Origin of the sequence: Sphingomonas sp. ATCC 31555 (assembly GCF_000282895.1) — a bacterium.
Taxonomy (GTDB): domain Bacteria; phylum Pseudomonadota; class Alphaproteobacteria; order Sphingomonadales; family Sphingomonadaceae; genus Sphingomonas.
The window spans coordinates 47,973-65,343 of the sequence record NZ_ALBQ01000042.1 but is presented as its reverse complement, the minus strand read 5'-3'; the positions used below and the strand labels follow the sequence as shown (position 1 = coordinate 65,343).

The window sequence follows — 17,371 nt, the reverse complement described above, 5'->3', positions numbered from 1 at the left end:
TCATCCCTTTGCGCTGCGCGAGGCGATGCAGGCAGAACGCCTTACCAAGGCAGCTATGGCCGAGCGCATGAGCACCAGCCGCAAACAGCTGGATCGTGTTCTCGACCCCAACGAGCACAATGTGACGCTCGAAACGCTCGCACGTGCAGCGCATAGCGTGGGCAAGATCTTGAAGGTGGAGTTGGTCTGAGCGGATCGCTCAATCTCCGAAGTCCGCATTCAGGGTTTTTCTGCGCTGCGAGGCGCCCGGATGAACGCATTCCAGACATCAGCGGTCAAACCCGACCAGGATTTCCCAATGATTTGAGTGCCCAACGCTTTCATGCCGGGTGCGCCAACGGTTTTCCGCAGACCGCCGATCCGATTGCCTCCCTGTTCTTTCGGCGGGTTGCCCCCGCATCCGATAGGCCGCACCGTTTCGGGGACATTCATGGCGACGGATCAGCGGAGTACGGGATGCGCGATGCAGTAGTGATCTTGTCCGGAGTTCGCACCGCTATCGGAGACTTTGGCGGGACGCTGAAGGACGTGCCCGCAGCGGAGCTCGGGAGGATCGTGATCGCGGAAGCAGTGCGTCGCGCCGGAATCGCACTTGCAGAGGTCGACCATGTGGTGATGGGCCAGGTGATCCCCACAAGACCTCAAGACGCCTATCTCGCGCGCGTCGCCGCGCTGGCGGCAGGTATCCTCGTCGGAACGCCTGCGCTCACCCTCAACCGGCTCTGCGGATCGGGGGTGCAGGCGATCGTTTCCGCAAGCCAGATGATCCTGCTCGGCGATGCCGCATTCGCGGTCGCCGGCGGGGCGGAGAACATGAGCCAGGCACCGCACCACGTGCACGCCGCACGCTTCGGCCAGAAGATGGGGCCGGTGACGATGCACGACGCGCTGACCCAGACGCTGGCCGATCCGATCGACGGGTTTCATATGGGCATCACCGCAGAAAACGTCGCCGCGCGGAACGGCATTGACCGCGCGGCGCAGGACGCGCTCGCCGCCGAGGGGCATCGCCGCGCCGCCCGCGCCATCACCGAGGGACGGTTCGCGGAACAGATCGTCCCGGTCGAGATCGCGACGCGCAAGGGCATGGTACGCTTCGATACCGACGAGCATGTCCAACGAGACGGCGAAGCTGCCGCGCGGCGTAGTTGGTCCGTTCGTCAACGACGAATATGGCGACGTGACCTTCGCGCTCTATGCGCTCCAGGCGAAAGGCGAGCCCCAGCGCTACCTGGCGCGCGAGGCCGAGACGCTGCGTCAGCGGCTGCTCCATGTGGCCGGCGTCAACAAGATCAACATCGTCGGCGAGCGCTCGCAGCCGCCAAGGCAAACAGCGCGCTGGCGCCGATCTTCCCGATCATGATCTTCCTGATGATGATCGTGATCATCCTGCAGGTTCGCAGCCTGTCCGCGATGGGGATCGTACTCGCCACCGCCTCGCTGGGCCCTATCGGCGTCGTCCCCACGCTGCTCGTGACCGGCCAGCCGTTCGGCTTCAACGCCATCTTGGGGCTGATCGCACTTGCCGGCATCCTGATGCCCAACACGCTGATCTTGATCGGCCAGATCCACGACAACGAGAAGCTGGGGATGAACCCTTATGACGCGGTGGTGGAAGCAACGGTGCAGCGGTCACGACCGGTGGTCCTCACCGCGCTGGCGGCGGTGCTGGCCTTCATGCCGCTGATCCAGTCAGTCTTCTGGGGCTCGATGGCGGTTACGCTGATCGGCGGCACCCTGGGCGGCACGATCCTGACGCTGGTGTTCCTGCCGGCGCTCTACGCGCTACGGACCTGAACGGACGCGTCTGTATCGGAAGCGCCGGCTCACCTGGCTCCTCGGGTTAGTTCATAGCGAATTTCCCAATGATCTGAGTGCCCGGCGCTTTCACCTCGGGGCGCCCTTCCCGACAACGGGCTGTTTGCGGCCGCTCCATGTTTGACGGGCTAAGACGTCAATGGGCCTGGGATCCCCTGGGACCATACCGCCAGCCAATTCTCTGTTGCGTCAGATGGTACCGCTCGGCTGCTGCGTGAATCCCAACGCCATCCTGCGAACGGCTCGATGTTGTCGCAGCGGTCAAGGCGTGCTGGTCGGCTGGACCGCCTTGAAAAAGCTCGCTTCGGTGATCGCGGCGCCGTGAGGTCTTTTCGCAGCGTGGGTGCTGCCGTGCCGTCGGTCATCACTACCGGACGGATTTTGCCGTCGCCTGCGTAGCGCACGCGATCGATCGCTATTTGTCGCTTTCCCACATAGGGGCCCGGGCCGCGCGCACGCTCCCAGCGGTGATAGACGATCAGCCATTCACCGTACGGGGTACGCACGAAGCTGTGATGACCGGGTCCCTGATGTCGCGCGTCGCTCCTCAGAACCGCGCCACGATAGACCCAGGGGCCGGTCGGCGAGCGCGCGGTGGCATAGTGCACCGAATAGTCAGGGCCGTTCCAACGCCCATGACTGTACGACAGATAATAGGTGCCGCCACGCACATGCATGAACGCACCCTCCGTAAATCGGGGCGGCGTCGCGACCGGTACCTCGCGGGCGATACTCGTCATGTCGGCACGGAGTTCCCAAAGGCGCAGCTTCGCGCCCGCGCTGCCGCCTGCGTAGAGGAAGGCCTTGCCCGTGCGGGGATCGACAAACACCATCGGATCGATAGCTTCGAACCCGTGTCCGCCATCGTCGATCAAGGGGTGTCCGAAGTCGCGATATGGCCCCTCCGGCCGATCTGCGACGGCCACACCGATGCGGCTGGGCGTCGGGTTCTGCGGCCCGACCGAGAAGTAAAGATAGTAGCGGCCGCCCCGTGTAGCGATCGCCGGCGCCCAGAGAAAATGAGCGGGTGCCCCGTCCTCCTGGATCCAGGTGATCTGGTCGCGGCGGATCAGCTCGCCGCGCGCCCGCCAACGCCGCAGGTCACGCGAGGAGAAGGCGCCGAAGCGGTCTGCGGCCCAACTGCCGCCGGGGCCGCCGGTCGGGAAGATCCATAGCTCGTTGCCGATGAAGACGGCGTGGGGGTCGGCGCCGGTGAATTGCGGATTGTCGGCGAGCGCCGTGCCCGCGAGGATCGCGGCCAGTCCGCATCCCAGGATGAAGCGTCGCATGCCATGTCCTCACCTGGCAGTGTCGAAGAGGGCGCAGCACCATGGCCGCGCCCTGCGGTCTTCCGTCCGCCCGGTCAGAAGCGGAAGCGGACGCCCAGCGAATAGGCGCGCTCGAGATACAGCACCTGCCGCGTGTAGCTGTCGCCAGTGTCGAACTGGCGATAGCGCTGCAGCGGGTTGCCGAGCACGTTGATCACGTCGAACGCGATCGTGATGTTCTCGACCGGGGTGACCGTCGCCGACAGGTCGAGCTGGCCGCGGCCCTTCTCGATCACCGGGTGGGCGATCGGGTCGAGCGCCTCGAGGCTGTAGAAGGACACGAACTTCGAGCGGTAGTTATAGGCGACCCGCGCCGAGAATTGCGGCTTCTCGTACAGGGCGACGATGTTGCCCGACCATTTCGACACGCCCGGGAAGGCCTGCTGGCGGTTGCCATAGGTCGCGGCGAAATTGGGGACCAGGTCGCCCTTGGCGTCGATATAGGTGCCGTTGGCCTGGACGCCGAAGCCCTTGGCCCAGTCCGGCAGCCCGTCGATGTCGAGGAAGCTGGTGAAGGTCAGCTCGGCGCCCTGCAGCTTGGTCTTGCCGAGATTGACCGGCGAGGCGAGCCGCAGGCCGGGCTGGGTGCGATCGTCGATCGTGGCTAGGAAGCCGTTGGCGTCGTGGCGGAAGATCGCGGCGGTGAACGATCCCGACCGCGAGAAGTACCATTCGAGGCTGGCGTCGTAATTGTCCGAGGTCAGCGGCTTGAGGTACGGATTGCCCGACGATCCGCCGCGGCGCAGGCGCTCGACGCATTCGGGGGCGGTGGCATCGGCGAGGCAGGGATCGCCGGGGGCGAGGATCACCGGCTGGCCGAGCGAGGTGTTCGGCCGCAGGTCGAAGAAATTGGGCCGGGTGCGCGTCTGGGTGAAGGCGAGGCGCAGCTGCAGCTTGTCGGTGAAGGCGATGCGGGCGCTCGCGTTCGGCAGATAGTCGGTATAGTCGTTGCTGGCGCTCACCGGCGGGTTGGTGACGACGCCGCCGGCATCCTCCACGCGGGAGAAACCGTTGATCTGCGTCTTGGTCTTCACCGCGCGCAGGCCGACCACACCGTCGATGATCGTGTTGCCCAGATCGAAGCCGTATTTCACCTGGGCATAAGCGGCGTAGGACTTCTCGTTGGCGCGGAACGTCTCGGCCGGGTTGAACGGCGGGATGCCGGCCGGCGCACCGAAGAAGCTGCGCAGCGCCGGAAGATTGTCGCGGATGCTGTCGCGCGTGCTGGCGGCATAGACGACGTTGGGCTGCACGTCGTTATAGGCGAAGCCCGGCCGCGTGGGGCGCACATCGGCGCCCGGCAAGGACGTCAGCGGAACGCGGCCGGCTTCGTTGTTGATGTAGAGATTGCCGAGGTCGCGGCCCGCGTTGCGATCGGAATAGCGCAGGCCGACATCGATGCGCTTGAGGAAGCCGGCATCGAAGTCATAGGACAGATCGGTGCGCGCCTGCCAGTCGGTGCCACTCACCACCAGAAGCTCCTGCCACAGGCCGCGGCTGATAAAGTTGGCCGGATCGGTGAGGCTGAAGTTGACGAAGCGCTGGGTCGGGCCGCCGTCCACCGGCGCCTCGAACTGCACTTCGCGCACGGGCGAGCTGGCCGCGGCATAGTCGATGTTCACGTTGTTCGCGGTGTACGTGCTGTCGGTGTACGCGACGTCCGCCGAAATGCGCAGCCGGTCGCGCGTCCAAATCGCGCCGCCGCCGCCCTGATAAGTATCGGTGTGGCCGTTGAACGAACCGCTATAGCCGTCCGGCCGCGACGCGCCGCTCACCGTCATGCTGGCGATCTTGTTGCTGTTCTGCTGCGTCGTGATGTTCGACAGCTGCAGTCCGTCGCCGAAGATCGGTATGAACATGAAGCGGTTGTAATCGCGCGAGCGGAACCCCTGAAACAGGCCGTCGGCATAGATTTCGAGCTCGGGCGTCGGCTTCCACTGGAAGGCGGCGTTGGCCGAGGGGCGCCAGCGGTCGCCATAGCCGAGAAAGATCCCCTGCGCATCGGGATAGCGCAGCCCCGCCTGACCGGCAGGCGCGTTGCCGGCGTTGGTGGTCGCGATCACCAGCGACTGTTCGCGGGTCGAATCGAGGAAGTTGACGCCGACATAGGACCCATTCACCAGAAGGCCCATTTCGCCGATCCCAGTGTCCCACCGGTCGCTGATCAGGAGGTTCCCGTTCCAGGTCGTGCCCTTCGACTGCTGCGACAGCACCCCGTTGAGCGAGCCTGAGACCTCGAAGCCCTTGAAGTCGAAGGGCCGCCGGCCGCGCACGTTCACTGCGCCCGCGATGCCGCCTTCGATCTGACTGGCGAGGCCGGACTTGTACACTTCCAGCGCCGCCACGGTGCCGGCCGGAAAGTCCTGGATCGCGACATAGCGGCCTTCCGCGGTGAAGATCTGGCGGCCGTTATAGGTGGTGGTCAGGTCCGGCAGGCCGCGCACGGTCACGCCGGCGGCTTCACCGGCGCCGCGGGTGACGTTGACGCCAGCAATGCGCTGGAGCGCCGAGGAGGCGAAGGTGTCCGGGAGCTTGCCGATATCCTCCGCAACGATCGCATCGACGATGCCGTCCGAGTTGCGCTTGATCGACTGCGCCGACTGCAAGCTGCGACGAAGGCCGGTGACGATGATCGCCTCCCCGGGCGCCATTTCCTGCACGGCAGGCGCGGGCGACGCGGGATTGATGCTGTCGGCGCTGGACGTCTGCGGCTGGGGCGCGCCCTGGACGCTCTGGGCAGATGCCGCCGGTGGAAGCGAGAGCCCGACAACAAAGGAGACGGACGCGCACAAAAGCGGCTTGATGGTCATTGCAACCTCCCCTGTTCTCCCGCGTCGTTGCGTGGGATTGCTTGTTATGGTGCACAATCCGCAGCGAGGACGGTGCTTGCCGTGTATTTATCAGACCTAACGCCGAACACCGGCAAAACCTTCATAACATATGTGATTTTGGTATTTGTAAGATAGATAAGCCCTCCTTGAACTGGCAGTTAGGCACGCAGTTGCCCGGCGGCGTCGCGTCAGCGGGCGAGGCCAGCGATGGCCGGAACAACATCGGGAGGATCAGGCGATGAGAATGTTGACGGCGATCGGCGGCATCGCTGCAATGGTTGCGCTTCCCAGCGCGGCCGAGGCGGCGACCGCCAAGCGCGGCACGTTCGGGCAAATGGCGGACGGTCGCACCGTCACGTCGGTCACGCTCACCAATGCGCGCGGCGTTTCGGCGACCGTCGTTGCCTATGGCGCAATGCTCCAGTCGCTGGTGATGCCCGATCGCGCCGGCCGCAAGGCGGACGTGATCCTCGGCTATGACAACATGGCCGACTATCTCGCCAAGGGGCAGTATTTCGGCGCGACCGTGGGCCGCTTCGCCAATCGCCTCGCCGAGGGCAGGTTCCGCCTCGACGGGCGCAGCTTCCAGACGCCGGTCAACGACGGCAAGAACGCGCTGCACGGCGGCACCCTCGGCTTCGACAAGCTGCTGTGGGACGTGGTGTCGGTAAAGGACGGCCCCACCGCCTCGGTGACGCTGCGCGCGATCAGCCGCGACGGCGATCAGGGCTATCCCGGCACGATGACCGTCGACGCCACTTATGCGCTCGATGAGCAGAACAACCTGACGATCGAATATGTCGCGAAAACCGATGCGCCGACGATCGCCAACATCACCAACCACGCTTATTGGAACCTCTCTGGCGAGGGCTCCGCGAACGGTGCGATGGGCCACCGCGTCACCATCCCGGCACAGACCTATCTGCCTACCGATGCCGGTGCGATCCCCACGGGCGAGTTCAAGAGCGTGGCGGGCACGGTGTTCGATTTCCGCACGCCCCAGCCGATCGGCGAGCGCGTCCGCGATGCGCGCGACCAGCAGATCGTCTTTGGCCGAGGCTATGACCACAATTGGGTGATCGGCCGCGCCGTGACCCGCGACCAGCATCTGATGGCGAAGGTCTATGATCCAGCATCCGGCCGCGGTTTCGAGCTGTGGTCCAACCAGCCCGGGCTGCAATTCTACTCGGGCAACTTCTTGGACGGTACCACGCACGGCAAGGCCAAGCGCATCTACCGCGAGGGCGACGCGATCGTGATGGAGCCGCAGATCTTCCCGGATTCGCCGAACCAGAAGGGCTTTCCGAACGCCCGACTCGATCCCGGCCAGACCTATCGCAACGTGATGACCTATCGCCTGACCACCGGCCGGGCGGCCGCGCCGAAGAAGCGCTGAATGAACCTGTAGGGGAGCAGACCTGATGATGATCCGCCGCACATTCCTTTCCTCTGGCCTTCTCGCTGGCGCCGCATTGGCGATCGCCGCGACCGTGCCGAGCGCCGAGGCGCGCGACCAATGGACCAAGGCCGAGGCCAATGCCTGGTACGCCCAGCAGCCCTGGATGGTGGGCGCCAATTTCACCCCCGCCACCGCGATCAACCAGCTCGAGATGTTCCAGGCCGAAACCTGGGATCCGACGCGCATCGATCTTGAACTCGGCTGGGCCGAGAAGATCGGCATGAACGTCATGCGCGTGAACCTGCACCACCTGCTGTGGGAAACCGATGCGCCGGGGCTCAAGCGGCGCATGGACGATTTCATGACGATCGCGGCGAAGCACCACATCAAGACGCTGTGGATCTTCTTCGACAGCTGCTGGGATCCCGATCCCAGGGCCGGCCCACAGCATCCGCCGATCCCCGGCGTCCATAACTCGGGTTCCGCGCAGTCGCCTGGTGCGGCACGGCTGAAGGATGCGGCGCAGTACGGGAAGCTCGAAGCCTATGTGAAGGACCTTGTCACCACTTTTGCGAAGGACGAGCGCGTCCTTGGCTGGGACATCTGGAACGAGCCCAACAACGGCGGCGGCGGCAACTACGCGCCAACGCCGGACAAGAACAAGTATGTTGCGTTGCTGCTGCCCCGGATGTTCGCGGCGGCGCGCGCGGCCGATCCGATCCAGCCGCTCACCTCGGGCGTTTGGATCGGCGAGCATTGGGACGATCAGAGCAAGCTGGACGCGGTCGAGAAGATCCAGATCGCCCAGTCCGACGTGCTGAGCTTCCACGATTACAGCTGGCCCGAGACGTTCGAGCGCCGCGCCAACCAGATGCTCAGCTATGGCCGCCCGGTGCTGTGCACCGAATATATGGCGCGCGGCAACGGATCGACCTTCGACGGCACGCTGCCGATCGGCAAGCGCCTGAACATCGGTATGTTCAACTGGGGCTTCGTCGACGGCAAGTCGCAGACCCGGCTGCCCTGGGACAGTTGGAAGAAGCCCTATACCTATGAGGAGCCAACCATCTGGTTCCACGAGGTCTTCCACGGCGACGGCAAGCCCTATCGCCAGGCCGAGGTCGACCTGATCCAGCGGCTGTCGGCCGCACCCAGGGGCGTGGTTCCCGCCGCGCGCTGATCGGCGCGGGCAATGCGCGGGCGGACAGCAGAATCGCCGCGGCCCCCGCCGCCGCCCGACAGGGACGCTACGGCGGGCGCCCGAAGCATTTTCAAGTTGACGGTTTAAGGTCAGCGACTCGGAGGATGCGGCAAGCAAGCATCCGGAGCGTTTTCGCTCATGGGGAAATGCTATCGCCGTCGCACTTCCGCACAATCGATGCGTCTGGTTCGGTCATGGATGTCCGGATCGGTCCAGACGCTTTTGAACGAATACCATCGCAATCATTGCCAGGACGCCGAGCGGGAACCAGATTCCGGGCTTCCCGAAGACGATGCCGATGAACCAGAAGATGGCCAGGGCGGCGAGCGGGGTCAGCTTGTGCATGCGGCCAGAGTAGGTTTCGTACCGCACGAACACAACTTGTTTTGGACCAATGCTTGCTCATGGTCGCGAAGTCTTCTCGCCACTTCGTCGCGCCGAACCGCAAGCCTGGAGTCTTCTTTTGGTGGGCGGGGTCCGCAGTACATTCTGCGGTGCGAGAAAGCCGCCAGTAGCAGCATCGATCTCCGGCAGGCTCCGTAAGGGGACTCCACAATAGCTCGCCTCGCCCTCCCCGCATAACCGTCGCGCCGAGGGGGAGCATCAGGTGCAGCACGGGCGAGCATGCGAAAGCGTCCGGAATCCGATGGTGGCCGGAAGAGGTCGTCGCGCCTCGGCGAGATCGGCCGGACCGGGGCTCGTGCCTGATCTCTCCGCACCGCGAACGACATTCTCCCGGAGGGCCTGACGGGCCAGCCGCGCAGTGGAGCCGAACATGGAAGACGATATTCTCTTACGCAGCGGCGGCTGGTTCGTGATCGCGGTCGTGGCGATCTTCGCTGCCGCGGCCGCGGCCGATACCGCCTTTGCGATCCATATGGGGATCGCGGCCGCGGCGGCGGTGCTGACCGCCTTTGTCTCGCTGCGCGGGATCAGCCTGTTGCCGACGCGATCGGCGGCCGCCCGGGCGGCGGAGCGCTATGACGACGAAGTCATCCGCTGGGGGGTGATCGCCACCGTGTTCTGGGGCGTGGTCGGCTTTCTCGTCGGCATCGTCATCGCTGCGCAGTTAAGCTTCCCCGTGCTCAACCTGCCGACCGAATACACCACGTTCGGGCGGCTGCGGCCGCTCCACACCTCGGCGGTGATCTTCGCGTTCGGGGGCAATGCGCTGATCGCCACAAGCTTCTACGTCGTCCAGCGCACCTGCCGTGCGCGGCTGGCGCTGCCCGGCGTCGCCAAGTTCGTGTTCTGGGGCTATCAGCTGTTCATCGTGCTGGCGGCCACCGGCTATCTCCTCGGCGTTACCGAGGGTCGCGAATATGCCGAGCCCGAATGGTATGTCGACATCTGGCTGACGATCGTCTGGGTCGCCTATCTCGCCGTGTTCGTCGGCACGATCCTCAAGCGGTCCGAGCCGCACATCTATGTTGCCAACTGGTTCTACCTGGGCTTCATCCTCACCGTGGCGATGCTCCACATCGTCAACAACCTGTCGCTGCCGGTCTCCTGGGTGGGTTCCAAATCCTACTCGCTCTTCTCGGGCGTGCAGGACGCGCTGACCCAGTGGTGGTATGGCCACAACGCGGTTGGGTTCTTCCTCACCGCCGGCTTCCTGGGCATGATGTACTACTTCGTGCCGAAGCAGGCGGAACGGCCGATCTACAGCTACCGGCTGTCGATCATCCACTTCTGGTCGCTGATCTTCCTCTACATCTGGGCCGGCCCGCACCACCTTCACTATACCGCGCTGCCCGACTGGGCGCAGACGCTGGGCATGGTGTTCTCGGTGATGCTGTGGATGCCGAGCTGGGGCGGCATGATCAACGGGCTGATGACGCTCAACGGCGCCTGGGACAAGGTCCGCACCGATCCGATCATCCGGATGATGGTGTTCGCGCTCGCCTTCTACGGGATGAGCACCTTCGAAGGCCCGATGATGTCGGTGAAGAGCGTCAATTCGCTGTCGCACTACACCAACTGGACGATCGGCCATGTCCATTCGGGCGCGCTCGGCTGGAACGGCATGATCACCTTCGCCGCGATCTACTACATGACGCCGCGCCTTTGGGGCCGCAGCCGGCTCTATTCGCTGCGCATGGTCAACTGGCACTTCTGGTGCGCGACGCTGGGCATCGTGCTCTACGCCTCCGCGATGTGGGTGGCGGGGATCACCCAGGGCCTGATGTGGCGCGAGTACGGCGACGACGGCTATCTCGTCTACTCGTTCGCCGAAGTCGTGCAGGCGATGCACCCCTATTACGTGATCCGCGTCGGCGGCGGCCTGCTCTACTTCATCGGCGCGCTGTTCATGGTGTGGAACGTCTGGATGACGATCGCCGGCAAGCTGCGCGACGAAGCGCCGATGACCGACACGCCGTTCGATCCGGCTCGCGACCATCCCCTCCCCGCCCGCGCTCCGGCCGCCGAATAAGGAACGCCAACGATGTTCAACTTCGTCCAAGGCCATAAGAAGATCGAGCGTAACGTGACGCTGCTGGCGGCACTCGCGCTGGTTACCGTGGCCATCGGCGGGATCGTCGAGATCGCGCCGCTGTTCTGGATCCAGTCAACCGTCGAGAAGGTGGACGGGGTGCGCCCCTACACCCCGCTCGAGCTGGCCGGCCGCAACATCTATATCCGCGAAGGCTGCTATGGCTGCCACAGCCAGATGATCCGGCCGTTCCGCGACGAGACCGAGCGCTACGGCCATTACAGCCTCGCCGCCGAGAGCATGTTCGATCATCCATTCCAATGGGGATCGGAACGCACCGGGCCGGACTTGGCCCGCGTCGGCAACCGCTATTCGGACGAGTGGCACGTCCAGCACCTCAAGGCGCCCCGCGCCGTGGTGCCGGAATCGATCATGCCGCCCTATGCCTTTCTCGCCCAGCGCGACTTGAAGGCCGAGGACATGGCCGGCCACCTGAAGGCGCTTCGCGCCGAGGGCGTGCCGTATACCGACGACGATATCGCCAAGGCGGTGCAGGACGTTCGGACGCAAGGCTATGGCGACGGCGACACCGCCGATCTCGCCCGCCGCTATCCCGGCGCCCAGTCGCGCGACTTCGACGGCAACCGCGAGCGGCTGACCGAGATGGATGCCGTGGTCGCCTATCTCCAGGGGCTGGGCACCCAGGTCGACTTCGCCAAGGCCGCGGCCCGGGAGAAGACGCAATGAGCTACGACGCGCTCCGCCATTTCGCGGACAGCTGGGGGCTGGTGGTGATGACGCTGGTCTTCGTCACCCTCGCCGCCTGGCCCTTCCTGCCCGGTTCCGCGCGCGGCAACGCCCGCGCCGCCACCAGCATCTTCGAAGACGAGGAACCTATCGATGGCTGAGAACAAGCGCATCGACGAGAAGACCGGCACGAGCACGGTCGGCCACGAATGGGACGGCATCGAGGAACTCGATACGCCGATGCCGCGCTGGTGGCTGTGGACCTTCTACGCCACCATCCTGTTCGCGATCGCCTATTGCGTCGCCTATCCGGCCTGGCCGCTGCTCAGCGGCGCGACGCGGGGCATGCTCGGCTGGTCGAGCCGCGGCGATCTGCAGCAGGAACTGGCCGCCGAACGCGAGCGGCGGGCGCCGACCATGCGCGCGCTTGCCGCAACGCCGATCGAGCGGCTGGCGGACAATCCCAGGCTGCTCGCAGCCGCGGTGGAAGGCGGACGCTCGGTGTTCAAGGTCCATTGCGCCGCCTGCCATGGCGCCGGTGCGGCGGGCAGCAAGGGCTATCCCAACCTTAACGACGACGACTGGCTGTGGGGCGGCGACATCGCCACGATCCAGCAGACGGTCGTCCACGGTATTCGCCAGCCGGACGACGACGCCACCCGCATGTCGCAGATGCCGGCCTTCGGTCGCGACCAGATCCTGAAACCGGCGGAGGTGGACGACGTCGTCTCCTATGTGCGCCTCGTATCGAAGCAGGAGCCGGCAAGCGCGTCGGCAAAGCGCGGCGCCGCGCTGTTCGTCAATAATTGCGCCGTGTGCCATGGCGACAATGCGCGCGGGAACCGCACCTTCGGTGCGCCGAACCTGACCGACCATATCTGGCTCTATGGCGGCGATCGTGTCGCGCTGACGGATAGCGTCGCCAATGCCCATGGCGGCAGCATGCCGGCCTGGGGCAAGCAGCTCGATCCGGTGACGATCAAGATGGTGGCCGCCTATGTCCATTCGCTCGGCGGCGGCGAGCCGAACCCTCCGGCGGCACAGGTGGCCACGGCACCCGTTGCCGCGCCGCCGCGATAAGCATCCGATGAACGCGCCCTCCGGCCTCAGCCCTTCGTCGCACCTGTTCGAGGCGCGGCGAAAGGTGCTGCCGAAAGCAGTGAAGGGGCCGTTTCGCCGCTTCAAATGGGCGGTGATGGCGCTCACCCTGCTGGTCTATTACGTCACCCCTTGGCTGCGCTGGCATCGCGGCGCCTTCGCACCTGATCAGGCGGTACTGGTCGATCTCGCCCATCGCCGCTTCTACTTCTTCTCGATCGAGATCTGGCCGCACGAATTCTATTATGTCGCCGGGCTGCTGGTGATGGCGGCGATCGGGCTGTTCCTCGTCACCTCCGCGGTCGGCCGCGCCTGGTGCGGCTATGCCTGCCCGCAGACAGTGTGGACTGATTTGTTTCAGCACGTCGAGCGGCTGATCGACGGCGATCGCAATGCCCAGATCCGCCTGCTCGCCGCCCCCTGGGGGCCGGGCAAGATCGCCCGCCGCAGCGCCAAGCACGTCAGCTGGATTGCGATCGGCGTGCTGACCGGCGGCGCCTGGATCTTCTACTTCGCTGACGCGCCGACGCTCGCCCGCCAGTTCGTGACCGGGGGGGCGCCATGGGTCGCCTACTCCACCGTCGGCATCCTCGCGGCGACAACCTATGTGCTCGGCGGCCTGCTGCGCGAGCAGGTCTGCCAATTCATGTGCCCCTGGCCGCGCATCCAAACGGCGATGATGGACGAGCGCTCGCTCACCATCACCTACAAGTTCTGGCGCGGCGAACCGCGCAGGCACGGCCTCAAGCGGAGCAAGGCGGCAGGGGCGCAGCAAGTCGCGCCGCTCAGCACCGGCGACTGCATCGATTGCAGCGCCTGCGTCGCGGTATGCCCCACCGGCATCGACATTCGCGAAGGGCCGCAGATCGGCTGCATCACCTGCGGGCTGTGCATCGATGCTTGCGACGACATGATGACCCGCATCGGCCGGGCGCCCAAGCTGATCGCCTATACGACCGAGCTCGACGCCCTCGCCGAACAGGCCGGCCAGGCATCGGCCCCCACGCTGCGCAGACTGCTGCGCGTGCGCACCCTCGTCTATTTCGCCGTCTGGTGCGCGATCGGCCTCGCGATGCTGGCGACGCTCGGCGGCCGGACGCGGCTGGAACTGAGCGTGCTCCAGACGCGGAATCCGCTGTGGGTGCGGCTCAGCGACGGCGCGATCCGCAACGGCTACGAGGTCAAGATCCGCAATCTCGAGGCCCGGCCGCGCGACGTGGAAGTCCGCATCGACGGCGCGCCCGGCGTGCTGTGGACCGAGACGGGCGACCGCGCCCATGCAGGCACCAGCGTGCGCTTCAGCATCGAGGCGGACAAGGTTGCCAAGGAACGGCTGTTCGTCGCCGCGCCCGAAGCCGGCCCGCAGCGCAGCGACCTGCGCTTCACCGTCCGCGCGCTCGATCCGCAGGGCGAGACCGCCACCGCCACCAGCTATTTCGAACGCCCGGAGATGCAGCCATGACACGTTCCTTCACCGGCTGGCACATGTCGGCTATTCTCCTCGCGTTTTTCGCCGTGGTGATCGGCGTCAACCTCGTGATGGCAACGAACGCGGTGCGCACCTTCGGTGGGGTCGTGGTCGACAACAGTTATGTCGCCAGCCAGCGCTTCAATCGCTGGCTGGCCGAAGGCCGCGCGCAAGACGCGGCAGGCTGGCATGCCGATGCTCAGGGCACCGCCGACGGTGCGCTGGTGGTGGCGCTGCGGGATGCGCAGGGCACGATCCGGCACGCCGTTGTTACGGTCAGGGCCGAACATCCGCTGGGCCGCCTGCCCGGCCGCAGTTTCCCGCTTACCGCGCTGGGCGACGGCCGCTACGTCGCGCCGCACGCGCTTGCTGCGGGGCGGTGGCGAATTCGTATCGACGCGCAAACCGGCAGCCGCGTCGCGCGGTTCGTGAAGGACGTACGTCTGTGAACGCCCCCGCCACCCTGCGCCCGGCGGCCGAACTCGCCGGCACGGATCTTGTCGTCGACGGGCTGCGATGCGCCGGTTGCATCGCCAAGCTCGAACAGGGTCTGCTGGCGGTCGACGGCGTGGCCGAAGCGCGCGTCAACTTCACCACCAAGCGGCTGCATGTCGTACACGAACCGGTGCTCGATGCCAACGCGCTGATCGCCGGGATCGGCAGGATCGGCTTCGAAGCCCATCTGCTTGCGGAGACCGGGACGGTGGACCGCGAGAGCAAGCGCGTGGCTCGCGCACTGGCGGTGGCGGCCTTTGCGGCGATGAACGTCATGCTGCTCTCGGTCTCGGTGTGGTCCGGCGCCGATGGTGCCACGCGCGCGCTGTTCCACTGGCTGTCGGCGCTGATCGCGCTGCCCGCCATCGCCTATGCCGGTCGGCCGTTCTTCGAAAGCGCCTGGCGCGCGCTGCGGCAGGGGCGGACCAATATGGACGTGCCGATCAGCATCGGCATCACCCTCACCTGCGCGATGAGCCTGTACGAAACCGCCGTGCAGGGGCCCCACGCCTATTTCGATGGCGCGGTGATGCTGATTGCCTTTTTGCTCGGCGGGCGCCTGCTCGACAGCGTGATGCGCGAACGCGCGCAGGACGGCGTCGCCGCGCTGCTCCGCAAGCTGCCGGACGATGTGCGCGTGCTGGAAGAGGACGGTCAGGTGCGCAGCGTCGCCGTGGCAGCGGTGCGGCCGGGCATGCGCGTGCTGGTTCCAGCGGGCGACCGGATCGGCGTGGACGGAGCGGTCGAGGCCGGGATCAGCGATGTCGATCGCAGCATCGTGACAGGCGAAAGCGCGCCCGAGCCGATCGCCGCCGGCGGTCAGGTGCTGGCCGGCACGATCAACCTCACCTCGCCCCTCACCGTGCGAGTAACAGCTGCGGCCGCCGACACGGTGCTCGCCGATATCGCCCGGCTCATGGAAGCGGCGGGCCAGCACAAGTCGCGCTATGTGCGCATCGCCGATCGCGCATCGCGGCTCTATGCCCCGGCCGTCCACTTGCTCGCAGCGCTGAGCTGTGCCGGATGGTTGCTCGCCGGCGCGGGGTGGCACGAGGCGCTGCTGATCGCAGTCGCCGTGCTGATCATCACCTGCCCCTGCGCGCTCGGGCTGGCGGTGCCGGTGGCGCAGGTCGTCGCGTCGGGGGCGCTGATGCGCCGTGGCGTGCTCGTCCGCGATGGCGCCGCACTCGAAAAGCTGGCGGTGGTCGATACCGTGCTGCTGGACAAGACCGGTACCGTCACATTGGGTCAGCTCACTCCGGTTTCCGGCATCCCCGCGGATACCGAGCAGCGCCGCGTGCTGCTGGCACTCGCGCTGGGTACCCGGCATCCGCACGCCCGTGCCATCGCTCGCGCGCTGGAAGCGGAGGGGGTCGTCCCGGCGCTACTCAGCGAGCTGCGCGAAGTCGTCGGCAGCGGCGTGGAGGGGCTGCTCGATGGCCGCCGTGCCGCGCTGGGCCGGGCAAGCTGGGCGTGCGCCGGCGCGCCGGAGCCCGACGCCGCCGGAACACGCACCGTCTTCGCCTTCGATACGGCACCCGCTGCCGGCATCGTCTTCGCGGATGCCGTTCGCGTTGATGCGAGTGCTGCCGTGCGTCGGCTGAAGACGCTCGGACTCGACGTTCGGTTCGTGTCCGGAGACAGCATCCTGGCCGTGCGGACGCTGGCCGATCGGCTCGGCCTGCCCGCCCGCGCGGAAATGTCGCCGGCCGACAAGCATGATGCGGTGTCGCAGCTCGAAGCCGCCGGCCGGCACGTCCTGATGGTGGGCGACGGCGTCAACGACGGACCTGCGCTCAAATGCGCGTCGGTCGGCATGGCGCCGTCCGCTGCGAGCGATGTGGGCCGTCAGGCCGCTGACATCGTCTTCTTCGGCGATCGGCTGATGCCCGTTCCCGCCGCCATCGTGGCTGCGCGGCGGACGATGCGGGTCGTGCGGCAGAATTTCGTGCTGGCGATCGGCTATAACGTGCTGGCGGTGCCGCTGGCCATCGCCGGCCATGTCACGCCGCTGGTCGCCGCGCTGGCGATGTCGGGCTCGTCGATCCTTGTCGTGGCCAACGCGCTGCGCCTGCGCGGTGCAGCGCGATGAGCATCGTCGCCGTCCTCATTCCCGTTGCGCTGCTGTTGGGGCTTCTGGGCCTGGGCGCCTTCTTCTGGGCGTCTGCCAGCGGCCAGTTCGATGATCTCGACGGCGCCGCGCTGCGGATTCTGATCGACGATGAAGCTAGCCGGCCGGACGACCGGCCATGACGCGCCGGATCGCGTCTGCGGCGGCGATGGCGGCGATGTTGCTGGCAGGCGTGCCGCACGCCAGCGGTGCGGCCGGCCTGGTGCTGACGCAGCGCTTCTGCATGCCCACAGGCAGGTCGATGCCGCTCCCCGGCCGAAAGCCGGACCGCGACTGCATCGACGCCTGCCATGCCTTCTGCAGCCGAAGTTCGCGTGCCGAAAGCGACGACGACAACTGCGATTGACGCTGGAAAGCCTCAGCGTTCCCCGCGTGAACCGCGTCGTCGCAAGAAATATCCTTACTGGCGACCCATCGCTCG

General features: G+C 66.3%; 16 protein-coding genes. 13 read left to right on the top strand and 3 right to left on the bottom strand.

What is annotated here, in order from left to right; genetic code table 11:
* Window positions 1-25 precede the first annotated feature (25 nt).
* Both B215_RS21875 and B215_RS21685 read left to right on the top strand, forming a co-directional pair.
* Window positions 26-190: an XRE family transcriptional regulator gene (locus B215_RS21875; RefSeq protein ID WP_019370597.1), complete on the top strand. Its 165-nt coding sequence runs from the start codon at window positions 26-28 to the stop codon at window positions 188-190.
* 266 nt (window positions 191-456) lie between these two features.
* A complete protein-coding gene (locus B215_RS21685) occupies window positions 457-1,797 on the top strand; it encodes an efflux RND transporter permease subunit (protein ID WP_201785390.1) in 1,341 nt (446 codons plus the stop codon).
* A gap of 149 nt (window positions 1,798-1,946) precedes the next feature.
* On the opposite strand, the gene B215_RS0115670 is transcribed toward B215_RS21685, so the two are convergent.
* Together B215_RS0115670 and B215_RS0115665 are read right to left on the bottom strand one after the other, a co-directional pair.
* The gene (locus B215_RS0115670) at window positions 1,947-3,107 is read right to left on the bottom strand and encodes a family 43 glycosylhydrolase (RefSeq protein ID WP_019370593.1); all 1,161 of its coding nucleotides are present in this window, start codon (window positions 3,105-3,107) and stop codon (window positions 1,947-1,949) included.
* A gap of 74 nt (window positions 3,108-3,181) precedes the next feature.
* On the bottom strand, window positions 3,182-5,956 hold the full coding sequence (locus B215_RS0115665; RefSeq protein WP_019370592.1) for a TonB-dependent receptor: 2,775 nt from the start codon (window positions 5,954-5,956) through the stop codon (window positions 3,182-3,184).
* Between the two features lie 265 nt (window positions 5,957-6,221).
* Between B215_RS0115665 and B215_RS0115660 the strand changes: the two genes are divergently transcribed.
* Together B215_RS0115660 and B215_RS0115655 are read left to right on the top strand one after the other, a co-directional pair.
* A complete protein-coding gene (locus B215_RS0115660; protein ID WP_019370591.1) occupies window positions 6,222-7,373 on the top strand; it encodes an aldose epimerase family protein in 1,152 nt (383 codons plus the stop codon).
* Between the two features lie 28 nt (window positions 7,374-7,401).
* Window positions 7,402-8,556 (top strand): cellulase family glycosylhydrolase, encoded by a 1,155-nt coding sequence (locus tag B215_RS0115655; RefSeq protein ID WP_026009323.1) that lies wholly within the window; start codon window positions 7,402-7,404, stop codon window positions 8,554-8,556.
* 213 nt (window positions 8,557-8,769) lie between these two features.
* On the opposite strand, the gene B215_RS21420 is transcribed toward B215_RS0115655, so the two are convergent.
* Window positions 8,770-8,922 (bottom strand): hypothetical protein, encoded by a 153-nt coding sequence (locus B215_RS21420; protein ID WP_156804372.1) that lies wholly within the window; start codon window positions 8,920-8,922, stop codon window positions 8,770-8,772.
* Window positions 8,923-9,352: 430 nt separating this feature from the next.
* Between B215_RS21420 and ccoN the strand changes: the two genes are divergently transcribed.
* The 9 genes from ccoN to B215_RS0115605 are packed head-to-tail and all read left to right on the top strand — an operon-like array spanning window position 9,353 to window position 17,296.
* Window positions 9,353-11,011, top strand: coding sequence for a cytochrome-c oxidase, cbb3-type subunit I (ccoN, locus tag B215_RS0115645; RefSeq protein ID WP_037513964.1), 1,659 nt, complete (start codon window positions 9,353-9,355; stop codon window positions 11,009-11,011).
* A gap of 12 nt (window positions 11,012-11,023) precedes the next feature.
* Window positions 11,024-11,758, top strand: a complete 735-nt coding sequence (gene ccoO, locus B215_RS0115640; protein WP_019370587.1) for a cytochrome-c oxidase, cbb3-type subunit II — start codon at window positions 11,024-11,026, stop codon at window positions 11,756-11,758.
* Entirely contained in the window at window positions 11,755-11,919 is a 165-nt protein-coding gene (locus B215_RS0115635; RefSeq protein WP_019370586.1) for a cbb3-type cytochrome c oxidase subunit 3, read from the top strand. The genes ccoO and B215_RS0115635 overlap by 4 nt, the downstream gene beginning before the upstream one ends.
* Window positions 11,912-12,838 (top strand): cytochrome-c oxidase, cbb3-type subunit III, encoded by a 927-nt coding sequence (gene ccoP / locus B215_RS0115630; protein WP_019370585.1) that lies wholly within the window; start codon window positions 11,912-11,914, stop codon window positions 12,836-12,838. Before B215_RS0115635 ends, ccoP begins: the two co-directional genes overlap by 8 nt.
* A gap of 7 nt (window positions 12,839-12,845) precedes the next feature.
* A complete protein-coding gene (ccoG, locus tag B215_RS0115625; RefSeq protein WP_026009322.1) occupies window positions 12,846-14,318 on the top strand; it encodes a cytochrome c oxidase accessory protein CcoG in 1,473 nt (490 codons plus the stop codon).
* Window positions 14,315-14,773: a FixH family protein gene (locus tag B215_RS0115620; RefSeq protein WP_019370583.1), complete on the top strand. Its 459-nt coding sequence runs from the start codon at window positions 14,315-14,317 to the stop codon at window positions 14,771-14,773. The genes ccoG and B215_RS0115620 overlap by 4 nt, the downstream gene beginning before the upstream one ends.
* Window positions 14,770-16,911 carry a heavy metal translocating P-type ATPase gene (locus B215_RS0115615; protein ID WP_019370582.1) on the top strand — a complete coding sequence of 714 codons (2,142 nt, stop codon included), beginning with the start codon at window positions 14,770-14,772 and terminating at the stop codon, window positions 16,909-16,911. Before B215_RS0115620 ends, B215_RS0115615 begins: the two co-directional genes overlap by 4 nt.
* Window positions 16,908-17,072, top strand: coding sequence for a cbb3-type cytochrome oxidase assembly protein CcoS (ccoS, locus tag B215_RS0115610; protein ID WP_019370581.1), 165 nt, complete (start codon window positions 16,908-16,910; stop codon window positions 17,070-17,072). Before B215_RS0115615 ends, ccoS begins: the two co-directional genes overlap by 4 nt.
* Window positions 17,069-17,296, top strand: coding sequence for a hypothetical protein (locus B215_RS0115605; RefSeq protein WP_019370580.1), 228 nt, complete (start codon window positions 17,069-17,071; stop codon window positions 17,294-17,296). The genes ccoS and B215_RS0115605 overlap by 4 nt, the downstream gene beginning before the upstream one ends.
* Window positions 17,297-17,371 lie beyond the last annotated feature (75 nt).